Source organism: Bradyrhizobium sp. CCBAU 11434 (genome assembly GCF_028128895.1).
In the GTDB taxonomy this organism is placed as follows: Bacteria; Pseudomonadota; Alphaproteobacteria; order Rhizobiales; family Xanthobacteraceae; genus Bradyrhizobium; species Bradyrhizobium zhengyangense.
The window spans coordinates 168,405-190,447 of record NZ_LBJX01000098.1; the positions used below are offsets into that span (position 1 = coordinate 168,405).

24 protein-coding genes are annotated in these 22,043 nt (G+C 64.5%); 15 read left to right on the forward strand and 9 right to left on the reverse strand.

Going from position 1 to position 22,043, the window contains the following annotated elements:
• Positions 1 to 9: 9 nt before the first annotated feature.
• Positions 10 to 1,434 (reverse strand): FAD-binding oxidoreductase, encoded by a 1,425-nt coding sequence (locus tag XI06_RS30135; RefSeq protein WP_271607113.1) that lies wholly within the window; start codon positions 1,432 to 1,434, stop codon positions 10 to 12.
• An 87-nt stretch (positions 1,435 to 1,521) separates the two neighbouring features.
• Here XI06_RS30135 and XI06_RS30140 point away from each other — a divergent pair, with 87 nt between their 5' ends.
• Complete coding sequence (locus XI06_RS30140; protein ID WP_237866153.1) at positions 1,522 to 2,025, forward strand: thioesterase family protein; 504 nt, start codon at positions 1,522 to 1,524, stop codon at positions 2,023 to 2,025.
• Between the two features lie 53 nt (positions 2,026 to 2,078).
• On the opposite strand, the gene XI06_RS30145 is transcribed toward XI06_RS30140, so the two are convergent.
• Positions 2,079 to 2,249 carry a DUF1328 domain-containing protein gene (locus XI06_RS30145; protein ID WP_128950323.1) on the reverse strand — a complete coding sequence of 57 codons (171 nt, stop codon included), beginning with the start codon at positions 2,247 to 2,249 and terminating at the stop codon, positions 2,079 to 2,081.
• A 240-nt stretch (positions 2,250 to 2,489) separates the two neighbouring features.
• Here XI06_RS30145 and XI06_RS30150 point away from each other — a divergent pair, with 240 nt between their 5' ends.
• The 9 genes from XI06_RS30150 (at position 2,490) to XI06_RS30190 (ending at position 10,891) form a co-directional block, all read left to right on the forward strand.
• Positions 2,490 to 5,078, forward strand: coding sequence for an ATP-dependent helicase (locus XI06_RS30150; protein ID WP_271607114.1), 2,589 nt, complete (start codon positions 2,490 to 2,492; stop codon positions 5,076 to 5,078).
• Positions 5,079 to 5,086: 8 nt separating this feature from the next.
• Entirely contained in the window at positions 5,087 to 5,368 is a 282-nt protein-coding gene (locus XI06_RS30155) for a type II toxin-antitoxin system HicB family antitoxin (protein ID WP_237866155.1), read from the forward strand.
• An 88-nt stretch (positions 5,369 to 5,456) separates the two neighbouring features.
• A complete protein-coding gene (locus XI06_RS30160) occupies positions 5,457 to 5,873 on the forward strand; it encodes a hypothetical protein (RefSeq protein WP_237866191.1) in 417 nt (138 codons plus the stop codon).
• Positions 5,873 to 6,541, forward strand: a complete 669-nt coding sequence (locus tag XI06_RS30165; protein WP_237866192.1) for an OmpA family protein — start codon at positions 5,873 to 5,875, stop codon at positions 6,539 to 6,541. The genes XI06_RS30160 and XI06_RS30165 overlap by 1 nt, the downstream gene beginning before the upstream one ends.
• A 152-nt stretch (positions 6,542 to 6,693) precedes the next feature.
• The gene (locus tag XI06_RS30170) at positions 6,694 to 7,230 is read left to right on the forward strand and encodes an Mpo1 family 2-hydroxy fatty acid dioxygenase (protein WP_271607115.1); all 537 of its coding nucleotides are present in this window, start codon (positions 6,694 to 6,696) and stop codon (positions 7,228 to 7,230) included.
• Positions 7,231 to 7,259: 29 nt separating this feature from the next.
• The gene (locus XI06_RS30175; RefSeq protein ID WP_271607116.1) at positions 7,260 to 8,291 is read left to right on the forward strand and encodes an NAD-dependent epimerase/dehydratase family protein; all 1,032 of its coding nucleotides are present in this window, start codon (positions 7,260 to 7,262) and stop codon (positions 8,289 to 8,291) included.
• 30 nt (positions 8,292 to 8,321) lie between these two features.
• Entirely contained in the window at positions 8,322 to 8,948 is a 627-nt protein-coding gene (locus XI06_RS30180; RefSeq protein ID WP_237866158.1) for a methyltransferase family protein, read from the forward strand.
• Positions 8,949 to 9,150: 202 nt separating this feature from the next.
• On the forward strand, positions 9,151 to 9,360 hold the full coding sequence (locus XI06_RS30185; RefSeq protein WP_237890556.1) for a hypothetical protein: 210 nt from the start codon (positions 9,151 to 9,153) through the stop codon (positions 9,358 to 9,360).
• Between the two features lie 226 nt (positions 9,361 to 9,586).
• Positions 9,587 to 10,891: a PQQ-dependent sugar dehydrogenase gene (locus XI06_RS30190; RefSeq protein ID WP_237890555.1), complete on the forward strand. Its 1,305-nt coding sequence runs from the start codon at positions 9,587 to 9,589 to the stop codon at positions 10,889 to 10,891.
• Between the two features lie 3 nt (positions 10,892 to 10,894).
• On the opposite strand, the gene XI06_RS30195 is transcribed toward XI06_RS30190, so the two are convergent.
• Positions 10,895 to 11,719 (reverse strand): aspartate dehydrogenase, encoded by an 825-nt coding sequence (locus tag XI06_RS30195; protein WP_271607117.1) that lies wholly within the window; start codon positions 11,717 to 11,719, stop codon positions 10,895 to 10,897.
• A gap of 38 nt (positions 11,720 to 11,757) precedes the next feature.
• On the reverse strand, positions 11,758 to 12,675 hold the full coding sequence (locus XI06_RS30200) for a LysR family transcriptional regulator (RefSeq protein ID WP_237890553.1): 918 nt from the start codon (positions 12,673 to 12,675) through the stop codon (positions 11,758 to 11,760).
• A 154-nt stretch (positions 12,676 to 12,829) separates the two neighbouring features.
• Between XI06_RS30200 and XI06_RS30205 the strand changes: the two genes are divergently transcribed.
• Positions 12,830 to 13,903, forward strand: coding sequence for a tartrate dehydrogenase (locus XI06_RS30205; RefSeq protein WP_237866163.1), 1,074 nt, complete (start codon positions 12,830 to 12,832; stop codon positions 13,901 to 13,903).
• A 7-nt stretch (positions 13,904 to 13,910) separates the two neighbouring features.
• Here XI06_RS30205 and XI06_RS30210 read toward each other — a convergent pair whose 3' ends face one another.
• A complete protein-coding gene (locus tag XI06_RS30210; RefSeq protein WP_237866164.1) occupies positions 13,911 to 14,873 on the reverse strand; it encodes a LysM domain-containing protein in 963 nt (320 codons plus the stop codon).
• Positions 14,874 to 15,049: 176 nt separating this feature from the next.
• Complete coding sequence (locus XI06_RS30215; protein WP_237866165.1) at positions 15,050 to 15,652, reverse strand: CGNR zinc finger domain-containing protein; 603 nt, start codon at positions 15,650 to 15,652, stop codon at positions 15,050 to 15,052.
• 136 nt (positions 15,653 to 15,788) lie between these two features.
• Between XI06_RS30215 and XI06_RS30220 the strand changes: the two genes are divergently transcribed.
• On the forward strand, positions 15,789 to 16,484 hold the full coding sequence (locus tag XI06_RS30220) for an alpha/beta fold hydrolase (RefSeq protein ID WP_237890551.1): 696 nt from the start codon (positions 15,789 to 15,791) through the stop codon (positions 16,482 to 16,484).
• Between the two features lie 59 nt (positions 16,485 to 16,543).
• Positions 16,544 to 17,395, forward strand: a complete 852-nt coding sequence (locus tag XI06_RS30225; protein ID WP_271607118.1) for an alpha/beta fold hydrolase — start codon at positions 16,544 to 16,546, stop codon at positions 17,393 to 17,395.
• Positions 17,396 to 17,416: 21 nt separating this feature from the next.
• Here XI06_RS30225 and XI06_RS30230 read toward each other — a convergent pair whose 3' ends face one another.
• Both XI06_RS30230 and XI06_RS30235 read right to left on the reverse strand, forming a co-directional pair.
• Positions 17,417 to 18,406: a zinc-binding metallopeptidase family protein gene (locus tag XI06_RS30230; protein ID WP_237866168.1), complete on the reverse strand. Its 990-nt coding sequence runs from the start codon at positions 18,404 to 18,406 to the stop codon at positions 17,417 to 17,419.
• Positions 18,407 to 18,821: 415 nt separating this feature from the next.
• A complete protein-coding gene (locus XI06_RS30235) occupies positions 18,822 to 19,541 on the reverse strand; it encodes a hypothetical protein (protein ID WP_237866169.1) in 720 nt (239 codons plus the stop codon).
• Positions 19,542 to 19,817: 276 nt separating this feature from the next.
• Here XI06_RS30235 and XI06_RS30240 point away from each other — a divergent pair, with 276 nt between their 5' ends.
• The gene (locus tag XI06_RS30240; protein ID WP_271607119.1) at positions 19,818 to 20,741 is read left to right on the forward strand and encodes an ABC transporter ATP-binding protein; all 924 of its coding nucleotides are present in this window, start codon (positions 19,818 to 19,820) and stop codon (positions 20,739 to 20,741) included.
• Entirely contained in the window at positions 20,738 to 21,499 is a 762-nt protein-coding gene (locus tag XI06_RS30245) for an ABC transporter permease (protein WP_237866171.1), read from the forward strand. Before XI06_RS30240 ends, XI06_RS30245 begins: the two co-directional genes overlap by 4 nt.
• Before the next feature lie 29 nt (positions 21,500 to 21,528).
• Here XI06_RS30245 and XI06_RS30250 read toward each other — a convergent pair whose 3' ends face one another.
• Entirely contained in the window at positions 21,529 to 21,852 is a 324-nt protein-coding gene (locus tag XI06_RS30250; protein ID WP_271607120.1) for a hypothetical protein, read from the reverse strand.
• Between the last annotated feature and the right edge of the window lie 191 nt (positions 21,853 to 22,043).

A 22,043-nucleotide genomic window follows, 5' to 3' on the forward strand; every position in this document is an offset into this window, starting at 1 on the left:
CGCAGCCGGCTACGCCTCCGCCACGATCTTGCCGGGGTTGAAGATGTTTTGCGGATCGAGTGCCTTTTTCAGCGCACGCATCGCATCGAGCGCTTCAGGGCCGAGCTCGGCCTTGAGATATTTCTGCTTGCCCTGGCCGATGCCGTGCTCGCCGGTGCAGGTGCCGTCCATCGTCTGCGCGCGTTCGACGAGGCGGTGCATGAACTCCTCGCCGCGGGCCATCTCGGCGGCATCGTTGGTGTCGCACACCAGCGAGCAGTGGAAATTGCCGTCGCCGACATGGCCGACGATCGGCGACAATAAATTAAGGCGCTTGAGATCTTCCTCGGTCTCGCTGACGCAATCGGCAAGGCGCGAGATCGGCACGCAGACGTCGGTTGCGACCACGCCGATGCTGTCGCCGGGCCGCAGTGCCTTGACGGACCAATAGGCATCGTGCCGTGCCTGCCACAGTTTTGTGCGATCCTCCGGCTTAGTGGTCCAGGAGAAATCGCCGCCGCCACAGTCTTTCGCGATCTCGCCGAATGCCTTGGACTGTTCGGCGACCTCGATCTCGCTGCCGTGGAATTCCATCAGCAGCAGCGGCGTCTCCGGCAGCGTCAGCTTCGAATAGGCATTGCAGGCCTTCACCTGCGCGGCATTGAGCAGCTCGATGCGCGCGACGGGAATGCCGGTCTGGATCGCCAGAATCACCGCCTGACACGCCCCGTGCACGGTCTCGAACGACACCGCGCCAGCGGCGATCGTATCCGGGATGCCGCGCAGGCGAATGGTCAGCTCGGAGATGATGCCGAGCGTGCCTTCGGCACCGACGAACAGATGCGTCAGGTCGTAGCCGGCCGACGACTTTTTCGCACGCGTCCCTGTCGTGATGATCTCGCCGTCGCCACGCACCACCTTCAGCGCCAGCACGCTGTCGCGCATGGTGCCGTAGCGCACCGCGTTGGTGCCGGAGGCACGGGTCGAGGCCATGCCGCCGAGCGAGGCATCCGCGCCGGGATCGATCGGGAAGAACAGGCCCTGGTCGCGCAGATGCTCGTTGAGCGCCTTGCGGGTGACGCCGGGCTGGATCACGCAGTCGAGATCCTCGGCATGGACCGCGAGCACCTTGTTCATGTCGCGCAGATCGATCGAGATGCCGCCGGCGGGCGCGTTGACCTGGCCTTCGAGCGAGGTGCCGGTGCCGAAGGGAATGACGGGCACGCCGTTCCTCGCGCAGATCCGCACCACGTCCTGGATGTCGGCCGTCTCCTGCGCCATCACCACGCCATCGGGCGGCTGGTTGACGATCCATGTCGTGGTATGGCCGTGCTGTTCGCGGACGGCCTGCGAGGTGATGAGGCGGTTGCCGAAGCGTGCGGCAAGCTGCTCCAGCGCGCTTGCAAGGGCTTTCGGCTCCGGCCGCGGCGGATTATTGGTGATTGATGTACCCACGGATCGTCCTCCCGACAGAAGAAACCGTGGCAAAGGACATCTCACCGGTCAAGTCAAGCGACCGGACGCATAGCCAGGGAATGAGACATGCCGGAGAGTGCCGCTTCGAAGCCCGCCGAGCCGTTCCGCAGTTCGATCATGCAGATCGAGCCGCAATGGATCGATTATAACGGCCATCTCAACATGGCCTATTACAACGTGATGTTCGACCGGGCGATCGACCAGATGTGGCTGCAGCTCGGGATCGGACCAACCTATATGAAGGACCGCAACGGCTCGACCTTCACGGCCGAATGCCACGTGCGGTATTTGCGCGAGATTCATCTCGGCGATCCCGTGCAGGTCTCGGTCTGGCTGCTGGAAGCCGACGACAAGCGCCTGCACACATTCCAGGAACTGCGTCACGCGACCGAAGGCTGGCTGTCGGCCACCTCCGAGAACATGTCGCTGCACATCGACATGGGCTCGCGAAAGGTGGCGGCGTTTCCGCCAGATATCCGCGAGCGCATCGCAGCCGTCGTCAAGACCCACAGCGCCGTGCCGCGGCCCGAGGGCATCGGCCGGAACGTGGCGATGCCCTCGAAGCGATAAGAGAAGATGCTGCCGTCCACCTCTCCCCGACGGGGAGAGGTGAAGAGCGCGCGCTAGATCCTGCGGCCGCGGGCGAGGCCGACCACGGCCGAGACCAGGAACAGCACGACCGCGACGAAGAAGATGATCTTGGCGATTTCGATCGACGCGCCGGCGAGGCCGCCAAAGCCCAGGATACCGGCGATCAGTGCGATAATCAGAAACGTCACAACCCAGCTCAGCATGGTCAAAACCTCTGTTTCGATGACTGCCTGCGTTCGGCGCGACTGAGGCGCCTCACTTGCAGAAACAATCGCCGGCTCGGAACATTGGTTCCGGCCGCCGGCCGCCGGAAATTCGCTCGGCGTCCAGGAACAAATCGGCCCGCCGTGCACGTGGAAAACCTCGTCGGGCCGCCCCATATAGGGGCCAATCCCTGTTAAGAAGGCTCCCTTCCGCCACCCCGCGGTGCCATCGTGGGGCCAATGATTCGCATGACCGAGCCGAGCAAGATCACCAGCGTACCCGACCACCAGCCCGCAGCCGGCGGCATCGCCGCGCGTGCGCGCGCCTCCGTGGGCCCGAAATACCTCTCCGGCCTCAATCCCGAGCAGCGCGAGGCCGTGGAGACGCTGGACGGCCCGGTCCTGGTGCTGGCCGGCGCCGGCACCGGCAAGACCCGCGTGCTGACCACGCGCATCGCGCACATCCTGAGCCAGGGCCGCGCCCGCCCCGCCGAGATCCTGTCGGTGACCTTCACCAACAAGGCCGCGCGCGAGATGAAGCACCGGCTCGGCCAGATGCTCGGCCATGCCGTCGAGGGCATGCCGTGGCTCGGCACCTTCCACTCCATCGGCGGCCGCATCCTGCGCTTCCATGCCGAGCTGGCGCAGCTCAAGTCGAACTTCACCGTGCTCGACGTCGACGACCAGGTGCGGCTGCTCAAGCAGCTCCTGCAAGCCGAGAACATCGACGACAAGCGCTGGCCGGCGCGCATGCTGGCCGGACTGATCGACGGCTGGAAGAACCGCGGCCTGACGCCGTCGCAGGTACCGTCAGGCGAAGCCGCGATGTTCGCCAACGGCAAGGGCGGCAAGCTCTATGCGAGCTACCAGGAGCGGCTGAAGATCCTCAACGCCGCCGATTTCGGCGATCTCTTGCTGGAGAACATCCGCATCTTCCGCGAGCACCCGGATATTTTGCGGCAATATCAGCAGCGCTTCAAATTCATCCTGGTCGACGAGTACCAGGATACGAACGTCGCGCAATATCTGTGGCTGCGGCTGCTGTCGCAGGCGCCGTCGTCTCTCGCCTCTCCCCGCGTGCGGGAAGAGGCCGACGCGCAAAGCGCGGCGGGTGAGGGGGACTCTCCGCAAGCTGGGTTCGTGGAAGCAGCCCCTCACCCCAACCCTCTCCCCGTAAAGGACGGGGAGAGGGAGAAGAACCACGTCAAAAACATCTGCTGCGTCGGCGACGACGATCAGTCGATCTATGGCTGGCGCGGCGCCGAGGTCGACAACATCCTGCGCTTCGAGCACGATTTCCCGGGCGCGAAAGTGATCCGCCTCGAGCGCAACTACCGCTCGACCGGCCACATCCTCGCCGCCGCCTCGCACCTGATCGCGCATAATGAAGGCCGGCTCGGCAAGACGCTGCGCACCGAGGACCATGACGGCGAGAAGGTCACGGTCACGGGCTCCTGGGATTCCGAAGAGGAAGCTCGCGGCATCGGCGAGGAGATCGAGCAGATCCAGCGCAAGGGCGAGAAGCTCAACGAGATCGCCATTCTCGTGCGCGCGTCCTACCAGATGCGCGAGTTCGAAGATCGCTTCGTCACGCTCGGCCTGCCCTATCGGGTCATCGGCGGCCCGCGCTTCTACGAGCGCGCCGAAATCCGCGATGCGCTGGCCTACTTGCGCGTCATCAATTCGCCCGCGGACGATCTCGCCTTCGAGCGCATCGTCAACGTGCCCAAGCGCGGCCTTGGCGATGCCACCATACAGTTGCTGCACGATCACGCCCGCAAGCGCCGCATTCCCTTGTTCGACGCGGCGCGCGCGGTGATCGAGACCGACGAGCTGAAGCCGAAGGCGCGCGGGTCCTTGCGCGACGTCGTCGCCCAGTTCGATCGCTGGCGCGCCCAGCGCGAGGTTACCGCGCATACGGATCTCGCCCAGATCGTGCTCGACGAGAGCGGCTATACCGAGATGTGGCAGAAGGACCGTTCGGCCGATGCCGCGGGCCGGCTGGAGAACCTCAAAGAGCTCGTGCGCTCGATGGAGGAGTTCGAGAACCTGCAAGGATTCCTCGAGCACATCTCGCTGGTGATGGACCGCGAGGGCGGCGCCGAGGACGACGCAGTGTCGCTGATGACACTGCACTCGGCCAAGGGCCTCGAATTCGACAACGTGTTCCTGCCCGGCTGGGAGGAAGGCCTGTTCCCGAGCCAGCGCACCCTCGACGAGCAGGGCCGCGCCGGGCTCGAGGAAGAACGCCGGCTCGGCCATGTCGGCCTGACCCGCGCCCGCCGCCGCGCCATGATCTATTTCGCCACCAACCGCAGGATCCATGGCACCTGGTCGACCACGATCCCGTCGCGCTTCCTCGACGAACTGCCGGCGGCCAATGTCGAGATCACGGAATCCAAGGGCGGCTCGGCCTGGGGCGGCACCGGCGGCTACGGTGCTTCGCGCTTCGACGACATGGAAGCCTTTGGCTCGACCTATTCGACGCCGGGCTGGCAGCGCGCGCAGGCCAATCGCAACCGCGGTGGCGGCCGCAATGGCGGTGGCGGGCGCGGCGGCTTCGAGGAAGAAGCCGCAACGTTCTCCTCGTCGTCGTCAGGCCCCGATTTCGGCAGCTTCTCCTCGCGCCGCCGCGGTCCCCTGACGATCGAAGGCGAGTTGGTCGCCAAATCCACCGGCACGACGTCGGAATTCTCGCTCTCCGACCGCGTCTTCCACCAGAAATTCGGGTACGGCCGCGTCACCAAGATCGACGGCAACAAGCTCACCATCGCCTTCGACAAGGCCGGCGAGAAGAAGGTCGTGGACAGCTTTGTGCAGCGGGCGTGAGCGCCGACATGGCGCACTACGTGGCCATCATTGAAGACAACGGCCCTGACGACGTCAGCCTGTGGTTTCCGGACCTGCCCGGCTGCATGTCCGGCGGCGACGACATCGACGAGGCCCTGGAGAACGCACCCGAGGCCATCGCATTCTATGCCGAGGAGGTGATCGCGGACGGTGGCGAGCTTCCTCCGCCGCGAACACTGGACGAGCTCAAAGCTGCCCCGGAATTTGCCGACGCGATCCGGAACCACACGGCCGTCCTGATCGAATGGCCACCCCTCGCCGAGGAGTGAGGACTGTTCGCCGCACTCGCCGGACTCTCGACAGTTCGGGGGCGATCAGCCCTTGACCATGGCGAACTTCCCCGTATCAGATGCAACCATGATCCGGGGCTTCATCACACTGATCGTGCTTGCATTGGGGACGCCGTCGCTCAGCGCGGCGGAGACCATGAGCTTTGGCGATTCGATCGGGCTCCTGGCCAGGAGCTGCGGTGCGGAGATCGTCGCCAATTGCCGCGGCGTCAATCCGGACTCGACCCGCCTGAAGGAATGCCTGTCCCGCAACCGGGACGTGCTCTCCCAGCAGTGCCAGAGCGATTACCTCACCGCGTTCGACGCCATCCAGAAGCGCGTCGCCGCCCGTGTCACGGTCGCGAACGCCTGCCAGCGCGAGATCGTCAAGGTCTGCGGCGGCTCGACAAAGGAGACCAGCAAGTCGATCCCCTGCCTGATCTCGACGCCCAAGGGCATCAGCAACAACTGCCTGAAGGCCGTCGACGAGGCGGGGTATCGATGATGCGCGCAACCGGGCACAGCACCGCCGGCATCGGCATCGCCTTGGGCCTCGCGCTGCTCGCAGGCGCCGCGGCCGCGCAGACTGCGCCGACCCGCGACGACATCGTCGGCAAGCTCAATCATTTCGAGGAGGCCCCCGAGGTCGACCTGCCCGCGCTGAAGCAGCAGGTGATGGAGCGGGCCAAGGCGAGGATCAAGAACGATCCGGGTCCGGTGAACCGGCCGCCGATCGCGCCCGACCTCGCCAAGCTGCCCGCCTTCAACGCGCAGATCCAGTTCGACGCCGATACGCCGATCATCCAGCCGGAGTCCTACCAGACCGTCGGCCGGATCGCCGACGCGCTGGTTCACGCGTCGCTGCTTCCCTACACGTTTCTCATCGTCGGCCACGTCGAGTCCAATCAGAAGACGCGCGAGGCCAACGCGATCCTGAGCCAGCGCAGGGCGGATGCGATCCGCGACGTGCTGGTGAACACGTTCAAGATTTCGACCAAGCGGCTCCAGCCGATCGGCCTCGGCGAGGAGCAGTTCCTGGACCGCGCCAAGCCGACCTCGGCCGTCAACGGCCAGTTGCAAATCCTGACCTTTGCCAAAGTGCCCGAAGAAGCGCCTGCGCATCCGGCGGCGGCCCCTGCGCCTGCGGCGAAAAAGCCCGCCAAGAAACGCTGAGCGCCCGGCCTTCACGGCAGCGGAACCCGTTGAAGTTTTGATTATTTTGTGACCTGTCTCACAGCGCGACATCAAGGTCTTGCGCGACAATAGTGCCGGTTTGTGCACTGCCCTGTCAGGTGCTATAGGCTGTTTTCGCCCTTCCCGACCCCGTGCTGCACGAGACTGAAATGGCTGGCTATTTTCAACGCCAACTGGCCGACTATGTCGAATATCATCGCGATCCCTGGAATTGCGCGATGCATGTGGTCGGCATTGTCCTGCTCTTCACTGGCGCGACGCTGCCGCTGACCCTGGTCCATTTCTCCGTGTTCGGGGTCGAGGTGAGCCTGGCGGTGATTTTGGCCCTGCCAGTGCTGGTATACTGGCTGATGCTGGATGCCGGCGTCGGGCTCGGCATCCTGGTGTCGATGATCGTGCTGCTATCGGTCGCAACCGCGATCGGCAATCAGGTTTCGACCGCCATGATGTGGTCTATTTTTGTGGTGCTGATCGGGTTCGGCGTCGCGGCCCAGACCGTTGGTCACAAGGTGTTCGAGGAACGACAACCGTCCATGGTCGACCACCCCACGCATTTCCTGCTTGGACCGATGTTCGTTATGGCAAAATTATTCATTGCATTGGGCTTCCGTCGCGACCTTGCCGCGATTCTGGCGCCAGTTCCGACCAATTCCCTTTCGACCCGTTAGTTCTAGAAGCGAAACAGCAAACCTTCTGCATGACTCTCGTACTGGTTACCGGTGGCAGCGGTTTCATCGGACAGCATCTCGTCGAAGCGCTCCGCGCCCGTGGGCAGCGGGTACGTGTTCTCGATGTCAGGCCGCCGGCGACCGCGAATGCGGACGTCGAGTATGTGCGCGGCTCGGTGCTGGACGCTGCCACGGTCGATGCTGCGGTTTCGGGAGTTGATCAGGTCTATCACCTTGCCGGCCTGCCCGGCATGTGGGTCGCCAACAAGCAGGACTTCCACGACGTCAATTTCCGCGGCACCGAGGTCGTGCTTGGAGCTGCGATGAAGCGCAACATCTCGCGCTTCCTGCATTGCTCGACGGAATCGATCCTGTTCCCCTACGCCAACCTCAACGGCGTGGCCGCCGAGGAAGCCTTGCAGCCGGCCGACGCGATGCCCGGCGCCTATACGCGTTCGAAATCGCTCGCAGAGCATCACGCCGCGAAGGCCGCGGCCAGCGGCTTCCCGCTCGTGATCGGCACCCCGACCATGCCGATCGGCGCTGCCGACCACAATCTGACGCCGCCGACGGCGATGCTGTGGTACTTCCTGCAGAAGAAGGTGCAGCCGCATCTCGACTTCCTGGTCAATCTCGTCGACGTCCGCGACGTCGCCATGGGCCTGTTGCTGACGATGGAGCGTGGCCGCATCGGCCAGCGCTACATCCTCGGCGGCGATTGCGTCAGGCTCGGGCAGATCCTGCGCATGATGTCGGCGATGAGCGGACGGCGACAATATCCGGTCGTCGTTCCCGGCAAGATCGCCGAGCTCTCCGCGATCATGCTCGAGAAGGTCTCCGATCACATCACGCGCCGTCCGCCCAACGGCACCGCCGAGGGCGTGCGCATCGCGCTGGCCGCGAGCGACCTTTCAATCGGCAAGGCGCGTGACGAGCTCGGCTATGCGCCGCGCCCGATCGAGCCGGTGCTGCGCGAAACCATCACCCACCTGCTCACCCGCAACGGCCAGCAGCCCTCCGGCGCCATCGAGCATCACGCGCTCTCCTCGCGCGCGAGCTGATCTGCCGCCCAAACCAAAGAACCTTTCCGCATGTCCTTTGATTTCAGCAAGCTTCTCTCCGTGGCCTGGGGTGGCTGGACCACGACCTGGCCGACCGAGCTCCTGGCCCTGATCTGGCTCGCCTTTCTCGCCAGCTGGGTGGGCGCTTCGTTCTGGCAGGGACAGACCAAGAAGCAGGTCATGACGCTGGAGTCGCAGCGCTATCGCCTGCCGATCCTGGTCGGCGGCATCCTGTACACGCCATTCATTGCGGAGGTCATGGGCTGGAAGCCGCTCTGGGTGCTCGGCAACACCGGCATCGCCATCGCCGCGATCCTCTCGGTCGCCGGCATCGCCTTCGCATGGTGGGGGCGGCTGCATCTCGGGAAGTTCTGGTCCAACACCATCACCCACAAGGAAGACCACCGCGTCATCGACACCGGCCCCTACGGCATCGTCCGTCATCCGATCTACACCGGGTTGATCTTCGGCATGCTGGTGACCGGCGTTGCGATCGGCATGGTGACGACGATCCTCGGCGCCATCCTGATCTCGCTCGGCATGTGGCAGAAGGGCCGGATGGAAGAGGTGTTCCTCTCGAAGGAGCTCGGCGAGGACGCCTACGGCGCCTATTGCCGCCGCGTGCCGATGATCATCCCGTTCACGTCGCCGCGGTGAAGCTGCGGACGTCCGCCTATCGCATTCGCCGCAGAGCGCTCCCCTCGTCCCGTCATCCTGAGGTGCGAGGTTTGTGATGCGCATGCATCGCAAGCCGAGCCTCGAAGGATGACGGATTGGTAAGCGCGGGATCAGGCAGGAACCGCCTCTCCACTCACCCGTTAGCCCCGTGACACCTGCTCCAGACGCAGAGCATTGCGCCATGTCGGACGCCTACGATTATTTTCGCGCGCACGCGATTGCGGCACTCTGCAAGGCGCGGGCGCTGCCGCCAGGGCGGCCGAAGCTGAAGCAGCGCACCGTCGCGCGCGTCTATCATCTCCTGTCCAAGGAGGCAGCGCTCACGCCGAACGTCCATCATCTCGATGATTTCAGGCATGCCCGACGGCTGGAGCAGCAGGTTCGGCACTGATCCGCATCCCCCCTATGCAAATTCGATCAGCAGCCATTCCACGGGAATAGCCACGGATCGAGTTCCGGCCCGGTTGACCTTTTGACCGTCACCCAGTTGGATGCGCGCGCAAAAAGGGCACGTCGACGTTCCATCGTCGATCTGGCGAGATCGACGGTCAGGCCTCAAGCCCGCGCGGGGCTTGGTGCGATCCGGACTGTGCCGCAGGGTTCGACAGGGGCTTCTCATGACTTTTTCCAGCATCTTTGCGCAGTTCGTCGCAGTGCTCGGCGGCATCGCGCTGCAATGGCGGAAGCTGACCGGCACTGAAGCGGCGCCGGCCTGGGGCCAGGCCCCTTCCATTCCCGAGGCCAAGCCGCAAGGCGCGATCCCGACCTTGAAGATGCCGACCGCGCGCGGCTGGAGCCAAGGCCAGAAGCCGACGGTCGCAGCCGGGCTCAAGGTCAACGCGTTCGCGAGCGAGCTCGACCATCCGCGCTGGATCGAGGTGCTGCCCAATGGCGACGTGCTGATCGCTGAAGCGACGCAGATCGCGGGCGCCCCGCGCAGCGTGTTCCACTACGCGATGCAGGCGACGATGCGGCGCGCCGCGGCGCTGGGCGTCTCCGCCAACCGCATCACACTGTTGCGCGACAAGGACGGCGACGGCGTTGCGGAAGTCCGCGGCGCCTTCATGGAGAACCTCAACCAGCCCTTTGGCATGGCGCTGATCGGCGACACCTTCTATGTCGGCAACACCGACGGCGTGATGGCCTTTCCTTATGTCGCCAATGCCGACAGCATCACCGCGCCGGGCAAGCGGCTCACCACGTTCAAGCCGAGCGGCCACTGGACGCGCAGCCTGCTCGCCAGCCCCGACGGCAAGAAGCTCTATGCCGGCGTCGGCTCGCTCAGCAACATCGCCGAAATGGGCATGGAGGTCGAGCAAGGCCGCGCCGCGGTCTACGAGCTCGATCTCGCCGCCGGCACGCATCGCATCTTCGGCGCGGGCCTGCGCAATCCGGTCGGGCTTGCGTGGGAGCCAACGACGGGCGTGCTCTGGACCGTCGTCAACGAACGTGACGGTCTCGGCGACGAGACGCCGCCCGACTATCTCACCTCGGTGCGCGACGGCGGCTTCTACGGCTGGCCCTATTGCTATTGGGGCAAGACGGTGGACGACCGCGTGCCGCAGGATGCGGCGATGGTCGCCAAGGCGCTGCAACCTGATTACGCGCTCGGCGGCCATACCGCTTCGCTCGGCCTGTGCTGGATGCCCGCAGGGACCCTGCCCGGCTTCGGAGACGGCATGGTGATCGGCCAGCACGGCTCGTGGAATCGCAGCACGCTGTCCGGCTACAAGCTGGTCTTCATCCCGTTCGCGAACGGAAAACCCTCCGGCCCCGGTCGCGACATCCTGTCGGGCTTCCTGTCCCCGGACGAGAAGGAGTCCTACGGACGCCCGGTGGGCGTCGTGATCGGCCCCGACAAGAAGTCGCTGCTGATGGCCGACGACGTCGGCAACGTGATCTGGCGCGTGACGGGCGCTTAAGAATTACGTTCCAACGCAAAGCGTGGCGCGCTGCTTGCGGAGCAGCGCGATCACGGACAGTGCGGTGATCATTCCGGTCTTGGGATTCTCGGACGGGATGTTCTCGATGCTCATCGAGAACCGCGCCGAATCCGCTTCGACCTCGATACGGTGAACGTTGCGCGTCACGGTGGGATCGGCCCACACCTGCATCTGGGTGCGATCAGGCCCGATGCCCGCCAGCGACAGCGCAACGGCGACATTGACGTTCGCCGGAAAGCCCTTTGCGGCGTCACGTGCGGATCCCTCGAACAGCTTGAGCGGCTCGCGCAGATTGTCGATGTCGATGTTGTTCTGAACGATGAACGGCGCGCCCCTCAGCCCGTCGATCGGCTTGCGCGTGACCATCTTCACCGAATGGATGGTGCCGACTGCCGCGGCGTTGACGGCATCGAGCCCGATCAGCGCACCGGTCGGGACAAGAATGCGACCGCCCTTGACGCGGGCCAGATCGACGAGATCGAAATTGTCGAGCAGCCCGCCGACGCTGACGACGACCGCGGACCTGCCGCGCTTCACCGCGGGCTCGACGATCGCGCGTAACTGGCTGCTCGGCGCGCATTCGACCACGATGTCGGCGGCGTCGCCAAGCTGGTCGATCGGCAGGATTTGCGGCCGATGACGCAGGCCACTGAGGAAAGCCTGATGCTTGGCGGGATCGCGCACCGCCACGGCTGATAGCGCCAGTCCTTCGATGCCCTGATCGAGCGCGGTCACAATCTTGCTGCCGATCGAGCCCAGGCCCGCGATCGCTACCCGCAAGTCGTTCGAGGCTTTCTGATCGGTCATCGCATCCACCTTTTTATCCAGACCAGTGTCATAGCCGCTCACGCCTCCCGCGCATAGAAGCGCAGGCGCGCCTCCAACACCGCCAGCATCGCATCGCGGGCCGGATCACGCGAGCCGCGCAGCCAGGCCGCCGCCAGCGGCAGCCGGCCGACCGGTCCGCTCTGCTTCGGTCGGAGCGACACGAAGCGCACGCCCGTCACCGCCATCCGCGTGGTCCAGCGCGGAACGATGGCAACACCGAGCCTCGTTGCCACGAGATTGATGATGGTCTGCTTCTCATCGGCGACCTGCACGATGCGCGGCGTCAAGCCCGCCTGCTCGAACAGTTTGATCGTGAGGTCGTGGCTGTGCGGCCGCGATCGGCGGTCCGGCACCAGCATCGCCTCGCCGGCGATATCAGCCAGCGTGATCGATTTCCGTGCCGCGAGCGCGTGCCGCTGCGGAAACGCCACGATCGCGGTCTCCTGGAGCAGCGGGCGTAACTCGAGCCGCTTGTCCGCCGGGTCGGGAGGGCGAACGAAGGCGAGATCGAGCGCCCCTGTCAGGATCTTTGGCAATAACCTGATGGTCTTGTCCTCGATAAGCTGGACCGCGACGTCGGGATGCCTGGCGCGGAAGTCGCGCAGCAATGGCGGCAGCAACCCTGCCGCCGCGCTATCGACGGCACCGATCCGCAGCCGCCGCGCGGCACCTGCGCGCGAGCGGTTGCGCAAATTGCTCTCGACGGCCTCAACTCTAGCAAGGATGGCGCGGGCGTCGCGCAGCAACGTGTTGCCGTCCTCGGTGAGCGAGACCGCGCGGGTCGTGCGCGCGAACAGTCGCGCTCCCAGATCCTCTTCCAGCAGCCTGATCTGGCGGCCGAGCGCAGACGGCAGCATCTGCAAATGCTGCGCGGCGCGGCCGAAATGCAGCTGCTCGGCGGCCGCCACGAAGCATCGAAGCTGATGCAATTCCATAAAAGGACTTTCCTCGTTTCGCCAAGCGATGATTATATCATTTTTTTGTATAAACCAGCGCCAATTGAGTAACCCGACACGCCCGCCTAGACTCGGTGGCGAGGTGGACCATCCAGTTTCTGCAACTCCACCGCCATCTTCAACGGAGCTTCCCATGCGCACCCATTCGATCGCAGCAATCCCCGCCGACGGCATCGGCCCCGAGGTGATCTCTGCCGGTGTCCGCGTGCTGGAGGCGCTGGCCAGGCGCAGCGGCGACATCGCCTTCAACGTGAGGACGTTCGACTGGGGCTCGGACTATTACAAGAAGCATGGCGTGATGATGCCGGCCGACGGTCTCACGGAGCTGAAGAAGTTCGACGCGATCTATTTCGGCGCGGTCGGCGCCCCCGACGTGCCCGATCACATCACGCTGTGGGGCCTGCGCCTGCCGATCTGCCAGGGCTTTGACCAGTACGCCAACGTGCGTCCGACCAAGATCCTGCCGGGCGTGGCCTCACCGCTGCGCAATGTCGGCGTCGGCGATCTCGACTGGGTGATCGTGCGCGAGAACTCGGAAGGCGAATATGCCGGCATGGGCGGCCGCGCGCATAGGGGCCTGCCAGAAGAAGTAGGCACCGAAGTCGCCGTCTTCACCCGCGTCGGCGTCACGCGCATCATGCGCTATGCGTTCCAGCTCGCGCAGTCGCGTCCGCGCAAATTCCTGACCGTGGTGACCAAGTCGAACGCGCAGCGCCATGGCATGGTGATGTGGGACGAGATCGCAGCCGAGGTCGCGACCGAATTCCCTGGTGTGACCTGGGACAAGATGCTGGTCGATGCCATGACCGTGCGCATGACGCTGCATCCGAAGAGCCTCGACACCATCGTGGCGACCAACCTCCACGCCGACATCCTCTCCGATCTCGCCGGCGCGCTTGCCGGCAGTCTCGGCGTGGCGCCGACCGGCAACATCGATCCGCAGCGCCGCTTTCCTTCGATGTTCGAGCCGATCCACGGCTCGGCCTTCGACATCACCGGCAAGGGTATCGCCAACCCGGTCGCGACGTTCTGGACCGGCGCACAGATGCTGGAGCATCTCGGCGAGAAGGATGCAGCCGCGCGGCTGATGAAGGCGGTCGAGCAGGTCTGTGCGGCCGGCGTGCTGACACCCGATGTCGGCGGCAAGGCGACGACAAGGGAAGTGACCGACGCCGTGATCGACGCGATCCACGGATCGAACGTCTGAGCGAAAGCTACTTCTTCCGTCCAGAAGGTGCCGCCGGCGGCGGCACCGCCATCGCGGCCGCGGCCGCTGTGTCCGGCGGCGTCAAATGCCTGGGAACAATGATCGACTGGCCCGGCGTGAGCGTCGCATTCTCCGTCAGCGAGTTGCTCTGCGCGATGGCCCAGACCGGCACGCGATGGGTTGCCGCGATGCTCTCCATCGTATCGCCTGTGCGGACCGGTATACGGACGCCGCTGTCCCACAATTCGACCAGCGTGTCCCCGGGGACCTGATAACGCAGCGGCACGGCATCGGCCTCGGTCTGCCCCGCCTGGATGCGCGGCAACTGCGTCACCATTTCGACGATCTGGCGGTGGATGTCGTCCGACTTCTCGATGTTGATGTGCGTGACGCGGCTGTTCAGCTTCAGATCGTAGCTCGCGTAATGGCCGCGAAAGCCGGGCACCGCCACCACATCGCCGCCGCCGAGAACACTGTCTGACAGGAAGATGTTGATGAAGCGCTCGACGTTGAGCGGCACGTCGTCGGTCGCGTGCGCGGGATCGATAGCGATGACGAGGCTGATCGGGATGTTCTCCTTGGCCGCCATCTCGGAAATGAGGACCGAGCACAGACCGCCCATCGAATGGCCCATCAGCACGATCGGCGCCGGGCTCTCCTTGTAGCTGGCGATGGCGCGGTTGCCGATCAGGCGGCACAAGGTGAATTCGTAGACGTCGGACGAGAAGCCGGCCTTGGTCAGCTTCTCGCTGAGCCGGTCGATCCCGGTCGAGAAAAATGGCCCCATGGCGCCGCGAAACAAGTAGATCTTCGGCGGCGGCAGCGGCTCGACCGGCGGAGCAGGAGGCGGCGGCGCGACCACAGGACTCGCAGCCGGCTTCGGCTTGGCGGGTGAGGCCGCGGCCAGAGGAGGATTCAAGGCGAGCAGCACAAGAGCTGCCAACACCACAAGTCGCCTTGGATCAATCATCAAGTCCCGCAGTCCTACCACGAGGGGGCAAGCGCCCCCTCCGCGGCGGTTAGTGACCGCCGATTGGGTGGTTTTTGGGGCACGAAACCCGCCGGGTCAACCGGCTCCGTGACGCGCGATCAGCTGGTCAGCGACATCGTTGAGATCGTTGCCGACCAGTTGCGGCTGTGGCCCGATTATTGACGGCTCTTGAGTCTGCTCCGATGCGCCGCCTGCTTGGCTCGGTTGCCGCAGACCGCCATGATGCACCATCGCCGCGCACGGCGACGTGTGTGGTCCGCAAACAGCATCGTGCAGTTATGGCCCTCGCACGCTTTCACGTCCGAAAAGTCTTCGTCGCAGACGAACTTCGCCATCGCCTCGCCGATCGGCAACAGCAGCGACTCCGGTGATCGCCAGTGCCGCGTGGTCCGCAACGCGAGACCGTGATGGCTGACGTCGTGTCGCGGTTCGATCCGGCTAAAGACTTCGTCCTGTTCCAGAAGACTGTTCAGCGGACCGAGTTCTTTCAGAGCCGTCGCTGTCAGCGGCCGGCCCGCATGCTTGCGCACGAAGCCCCTGAACCATTCGCGCAAGGCCCGCGCCTGATCCGCGACCTTGTCCAACTCGTCGGGCTTCGCGCGTGCGCTCAACGCCTCCAGCTCGTCCGTGGGCACCAGTTTCGCCTGCGCCAGCCAATCGATCAGCCCGTCGCCATCGTCGATCCAGTCGACGGGCGTATCGACCGGCGTCGCGATCGAGTTGAGGAAATCGAGACCGACCGAGTCGGCGATGAACATGGCAGGCGGTCTGTTTGGCACGCTTGGCTCCCAGCCGAAAACAACCACAACGTAACCTGTAAAATACATATTGACAAGTTACTAAGCCAGTCGTAACCCTATTAGTGCTATTGTACAGGTTACTGCGGAGGCAATGATGGCCAAGAGCGACGTCACGGTGGTCCTGGCCCACGGCGCGTGGGCGGATGGGTCGAGTTGGGCGCGGGTCATCACGGCCCTCGCTGCCGAGGGCATCAAGGCGAAGGCGGCACCGCTGCCGCTGACCTCACTCGCGGACGATGTCGCCGCCCTCAACCGGAGTTTGGATCGTACCAATGGCCCGATCGTGCTCGCGGGACACGCCTATGCCGGTGCGGTGATCGCCCTCGCGCGCCCCGAGCGGGTGAAGGCGCTGGTCTATGTGGCGGCGCTGGCGCCCGACGAAGGCGAGAAGGTTGCGGACGTGTTCTACCGTCTTCCTCCGCACCCACAGGCCCCCAAGCTTGCGCCCGACGACAATGGCCTGATCTGGTTGCCCGAGGACGCCTTCGCCGTGGCCTTCGCGCAGAACGCCGCCTCGGAAGATCACGCTGTGCTGACGGCCGTGCAGCGGCCGATCTCGTTGAATTGCATCACCGTGCCCGCGGGGCGCCCGCTCTGGAGGAACGTTCCGAGCTGGTTCTTGATTGCCGAGCAGGACCGCATGATCGTTCCGGAGACGCAGCGCTTCATGGCGGAGCGCATGAAAGCGAACATCCGTTCGCTCGCCGTTGATCACACCCCAAGCGTCACCGCGCCCGGGGTCGTCGCCGACATCATTGGCGACGCAGTACACGCGGTGAACGGCAAGTAGCACGCCACCGCGCGAGCATCGGATCTCATCTCGTCAAGGCAACACTAATGGAGACTATCATGACCTCCACCAGATATCGCACGGCCGACGTCAACGGCTTCAAGGTGTTCTATCGCGAAGCCGGTCGCCTCGGCGCGCCGAAGCTTCTGCTGCTGCACGGCTTCCCGAGCGCAGGTCACATGTTTCGCGACCTGATCCCGCTGCTGGCGGACAAGTTTCACATCGTCGCGCCGGACCTTCCAGGCTTCGGCCAGTCGGACATGCCTTCGCGCGAAACCTTCAGCTACACCTTCGACAACATCGCGCGCGTGATCGAGCGCTTCACCGAGGTGATCGGCTTCGACCGTTTTGCGATCTACGTCTTCGACTACGGCGCCCCGACCGGCTTCCGGCTCGCGCTCAGCCACCCTGAAAGGATCACCGCCATCATCTCGCAGAACGGCAATGCCTATGAGGAGGGCCTCAGCGACGGCTGGACTCCGATCAAGGCTTATTGGCAGGCCCCCTCGCCCGCCAATCGCGAGGCGCTGCGCGGATTTCTCACACCGGATACGACACGCTGGCAGTATACGCATGGTGTCCCCGATACGACCATGGTGTCGCCGGACGGCCAGAATCTCGACAATTTCTATCTCGCACGGCCGGACTCCGACGAAGTGCAGCTCGATCTGATCGGCGACTACAAGAGCAACGTCGCGCTCTATCCGGCTTTCCATGAGTATTTCCGCAAGCACAAGCCGCCTTTCCTCGCGGTCTGGGGCAAGAACGATCCATTCTTCATTCCGCCCGGCGCCGAGGCGTTCAGGCGCGACAATCCCAACGCCGTCGTGAAATTCTTCGACACCGGCCATTTCGCGCTGGAGACGCACGCAACGGAGATCGCCGATGCGATTCGCGCCTTCTTGACGTAACAGGAGCTGCCCGCTGCCGCGTTACGCCGCTAGCTTCTGTTGATCGCGAAACGCGCTGATCGCCATGTGGACGAGATGCAGCTTGCCCTTTACCGCCGGCGAGATGTCGAACGGATAGGCGTCGCTCATCCCAAGCGACCGGTTGAGTTCGTTGATGCCGCGGGACAGCGGCACCCATAACGCCAGCAGCGCCTCGAAGTCGCTCTCGAAATAAGGATCGGTCAGGGTCTGCCGGGCGCGCCCGTCCAGGGACAGCGGCAGGCCGGCCAACGAGTCGAGAGTCGACACGATGTGGAGAAAATGCGCGAAGGTCTCCGCCCAATCTTCCCAGGGATGCGACGTCGCGTATTCGCTGATGAAGCCGCGCCGGTCGTATGAACGATCGGCCCGACTGTAATAGGTACTGATCGCGGTCTGATAGTCCTGCGTCTCGTCGCCGAAGACCAGCTTGAACGGCGCCTGGAAAGTGGTGCTGTTGACCAGCAGGTCCCAGTAGAAGTGGCCGATCTCGTGCCGGAAATGCCCGAGCAGGGTGCGGTACGGCTCCCGGAATGCGACGCGACGGGCCTCGCGCTCGACGTCGTCAGCTTCCGCCAGATTGAGCGTGATCACCCCCGCAAGATGCCCCGTCAGGATCGGATTGACGTCGTCGGAGAGAATGTCGAACGTCACCTGCGCGCCGCTGCGCGATACCAGCGGGAGTTGCAAGCGGCGGAGGTCGTAGAGAAGACGGCGCTTGGCTTCCTCCATGCGCCGCCAGAGCATGATGTTTCTCGTGCCGCCAAGGTCAGGAGTCGTGCGCGTCAGACGGCAGGATCCGCAATACCAATCCGCACCCTCGACGCACCAGTTACAGCCGATGATCTCGCGATTGCGGCAGGCCTGGTTCGGCCCAAGCTTTCTCATGTCGATGCATGCGGCGTCGAACGCCAACTGAGTGCCACAATTTGCGCACGCGACGTGCTCGAACGAAACGGGCTCTCGGCACGACGGACACTGAAATTCTTTCACGTACTGCAGTCCTGAACCGACGGCTCACCGGAAAACGGGCTATGACTTCGCGGAGCCCTTGCCGCTTATAGCGGAAAGCAACGCGCGCTGCATCCGGAGTGCGTGCTGCCGCAACAAGCCGGCCCGCGTCGCACTCAAACGGGTCGATCGCGGCTGCGACGTGTTTGCGGGCGCACTTTCGGCGACCGGTCGAGCCGCCCACATACGTTCGGGCTGGACAAGCATGGGGCCGACGTCTCGTCTCTTTGCCATGGTGTGACAACACCAGATTGTGCGCCGGGTTCCTCAAAACGCCTCCGAAGAACCCACTTGTTGGCATCGCGATCGATTGGTTGATGCATGGGCAAGACAATGCCGCCGACGACACTCAAGTCGACGGCGGCACGATCAAATCAGCATCTTCAGGCGCCAGGCTTCAGTTCCTCGCCGGCGCCGTTGCCGCCGCCGAGCGTGCGGCCCGCGGTGCGGTGCCGGGTTCGGCGACCGGTCCAGCCGGACCGCGCGAGCGGGCGATCGCTGCGTCGATCTCGGCGATGACGCGGCGCTGGATCGCCTCGTTCTTGTCGATGGTGATGTGGCCGACGCCGCTGCCGCGAACGTCGACATTGTCGAGCTTGCCGCGGAGGCCAGACGCGGCGCGCACGGGTTCGCCCGGACCGTCGCCGATATAGATGTTGATGTAGCGCTCGGCGCCGGTCGAGAGCTTGGTCTTGAACACGGAGTCGAGGCCGATCGCGAGCTTCACGGGCACGCCGAGCTGGTTGAGCTTGGCGATCATGTCGGGTAGCGCGGTTGCGCCCGAGGAATGCCCGACCAGCACGATGGTCTTGAGGCGGCCGGCCTTGTAGGCGGTCGCGGCTTCATCGGCGAGCGAGGACCAGGACACGAAGTTCGCGACGGTCACCGGGATGCCCTGCGCCTCGAGCCTTGAGCCGATCGTGTCGAGCCCGAGCGAGAAGATGTTGAGCACACCGCGGAGCAGATAGACATGCGTCGTCGCGGCTGCCTGGGTCGGCGCCGCCTTGGCGGTGGTCGGGTTCATGGCAACAGCTGACAGCAGGAGCAGGCAGATCGCCCACACCCGGAGGGCGGGCAACTGGCTTGCGCCGGCGGTGTGACGGCCGTTCAGTCTCATTTGTTTTTCCCTGGGGACATACGCTTTGCGATTGGCTGGAATCGTAGCCCCGGCCCGCTCGCAGACGCAACAAAGAGCCGCGTGAACGGCGATCTTCGCCGCTGTCCGTGACCATCGCGCAACACCTGCCCGAAACCTACCACCGAAGGGCCGGTTTTGAGACCATTTTTCTCCAGGCGATTGCGACCGGGCAAGGCCGTTCCTATTTCGGGGGTCCGCCGGACGCCCCCGCCAGGGTGCAGGTTCCGGCGCATCCCCCACCCCTAGCGGGCCCTCATGTCCTCCATCATTTCCGTCGCCAACCTGTCGAAGACCTATGGGTCTGGGTTCAAGGCACTCAAGAACGTCAATCTCGACATCAAACGCGGCGAGATCTTCGCGCTGCTCGGCCCGAATGGTGCCGGCAAGACCACGCTGATCTCAATCATCTGCGGCATCGCCAATCCGAGCGAAGGCAGGGTTTTGGTCGGCGGCGAGGACATCCAGACCTCCTACCGCAAGGCCCGCTCGCTGATCGGCCTCGTGCCGCAGGAATTGCACACCGATGCCTTCGAGAGCGTGTGGGCGACCGTGAGCTTCTCCCGCGGCCTGTTCGGCAAGCCGAAGAACCCCGCCCATATCGAGAAGGTGCTGAAGGACCTCTCGCTCTGGGACAAGAAGGACAACAAGATCATCACGCTTTCCGGCGGCATGAAGCGCCGCGTGATGATCGCCAAGGCGCTCTCGCACGAGCCGCAGATCCTGTTTTTGGACGAGCCAACCGCCGGCGTCGACGTCGAGCTGCGCAAGGGTATGTGGGAAGTGGTGCGCGGCCTGCAGCAATCCGGCGTCACCATCATCCTCACCACGCATTACATCGAGGAAGCCGAGGAGATGGCCGACCGCATCGGCGTCATCAACAAGGGCGAGATCGTGCTGGTCGAGGACAAGACGACCCTGATGCAGAAGCTCGGCAGGAAACGGCTGACGCTGCACCTGCAGAACAAGCTCGGTGCGCTGCCGGAGAGCCTCAGCCAATACAAGCTCGACCTCTGCGACAGCGGCGCGACGCTGGTCTACGACTACGACACCAAGGGCGAGCGCACCGGCATCACCAGCCTGCTCAGCGACCTCCGCACCGCCGGTATCCGCTTCAACGATCTCGACACGACCCAATCGTCGCTCGAGGACATCTTCGTCGACCTCGTGAGGACGTCATGAACCACCGCGCCATTCGCGCCATCTACCTTTTCGAAATGGCACGCACCTGGCGCACGCTGCTGCAAAGCATCGTCTCGCCCGTCGTCTCGACCTCGCTCTATTTCGTGGTGTTCGGTGCTGCGATCGGCTCCCGCATCAGCCAGGTCGAGGGCGTGAGCTACGGCACCTTCATCGTGCCGGGCCTGATCATGCTCTCGGTGCTGACGCAAAGCATCGCCAACGCCTCGTTCGGCATTTACTTCCCGAAATTCACCGGGACGATCTACGAGATCCTGTCGGCGCCGATCTCCTACTTCGAGATCGTGCTCGGCTATGTCGGCGCCGCCGCGACCAAGTCGATCATTCTGGGCCTGATCATTCTCGCCACGGCCGGGCTGTTCGTGCCGCTGCACATCCATCATCCGGTCTGGATGCTGGCCTTCCTGGTGCTGACGGCGGTCACCTTCAGCCTGTTCGGCTTCATCATCGGCATCTGGGCCGACGGGTTCGAAAAGCTGCAGATGATCCCGATGCTGGTGGTGACGCCGCTGACCTTCCTCGGCGGCAGCTTCTATTCCATCGACATGCTGCCGTCGACCTGGCGCACGCTGGCGCTGCTCAACCCCGTCGTCTACCTGATCTCCGGCTTCCGCTGGAGCTTCTACGAGATCGCTGATGTCAGCGTCTCCGTCAGCATCGGCATGACGGTCGCGTTCCTGGCGATTTGCCTCGCCGTGATCTGGTGGATCTTCCGGACGGGTTATCGGCTGAAGAACTGATGCGGCCAGTAGCTCGGATGGAGCGGCACCTACCGATAGCAACGGAAGTGGTGATAGCCGTCATAGTAGCCGCGGCAATGGCGGCGGCCGTGGTACGGAATGCCCAGGATGCCGTCGACGGCGCCCACAGCGCCACCGACACCGGCTCCGACGACACCGCCGACCGCACCGCCCACCGGACCGGCGATCCTGTTACCTTCATAGGACCCTTCCTGGGCACCGCGCACGATACCCTGGGCGTGGCCGGTTCGCGGTAGCGGCAACAGGGCGAGCAGGACGGCAGCGACTGCGAACAGCAGGCGGACAGGCAAGCCGGCCGGCATAGCGGCGGCGATAGCACTGGCTTTGTTCATCTTGAGTCCCCGGAAGAGACGGCGGCGAAAGCCGCCGAACGGTAGGACATGATCAACGCGCGAGGCGGCCAAATGGTTGCGTCTTTGTGACGAATTGTCGGCGTTATGAACGTCTGTCCGCTCGCGAAAATGTCAGCGGCGCCAGAGCCGGCGCGGCACAAAGCGGCCTTGCTTACGCCCGGCATCGCGTT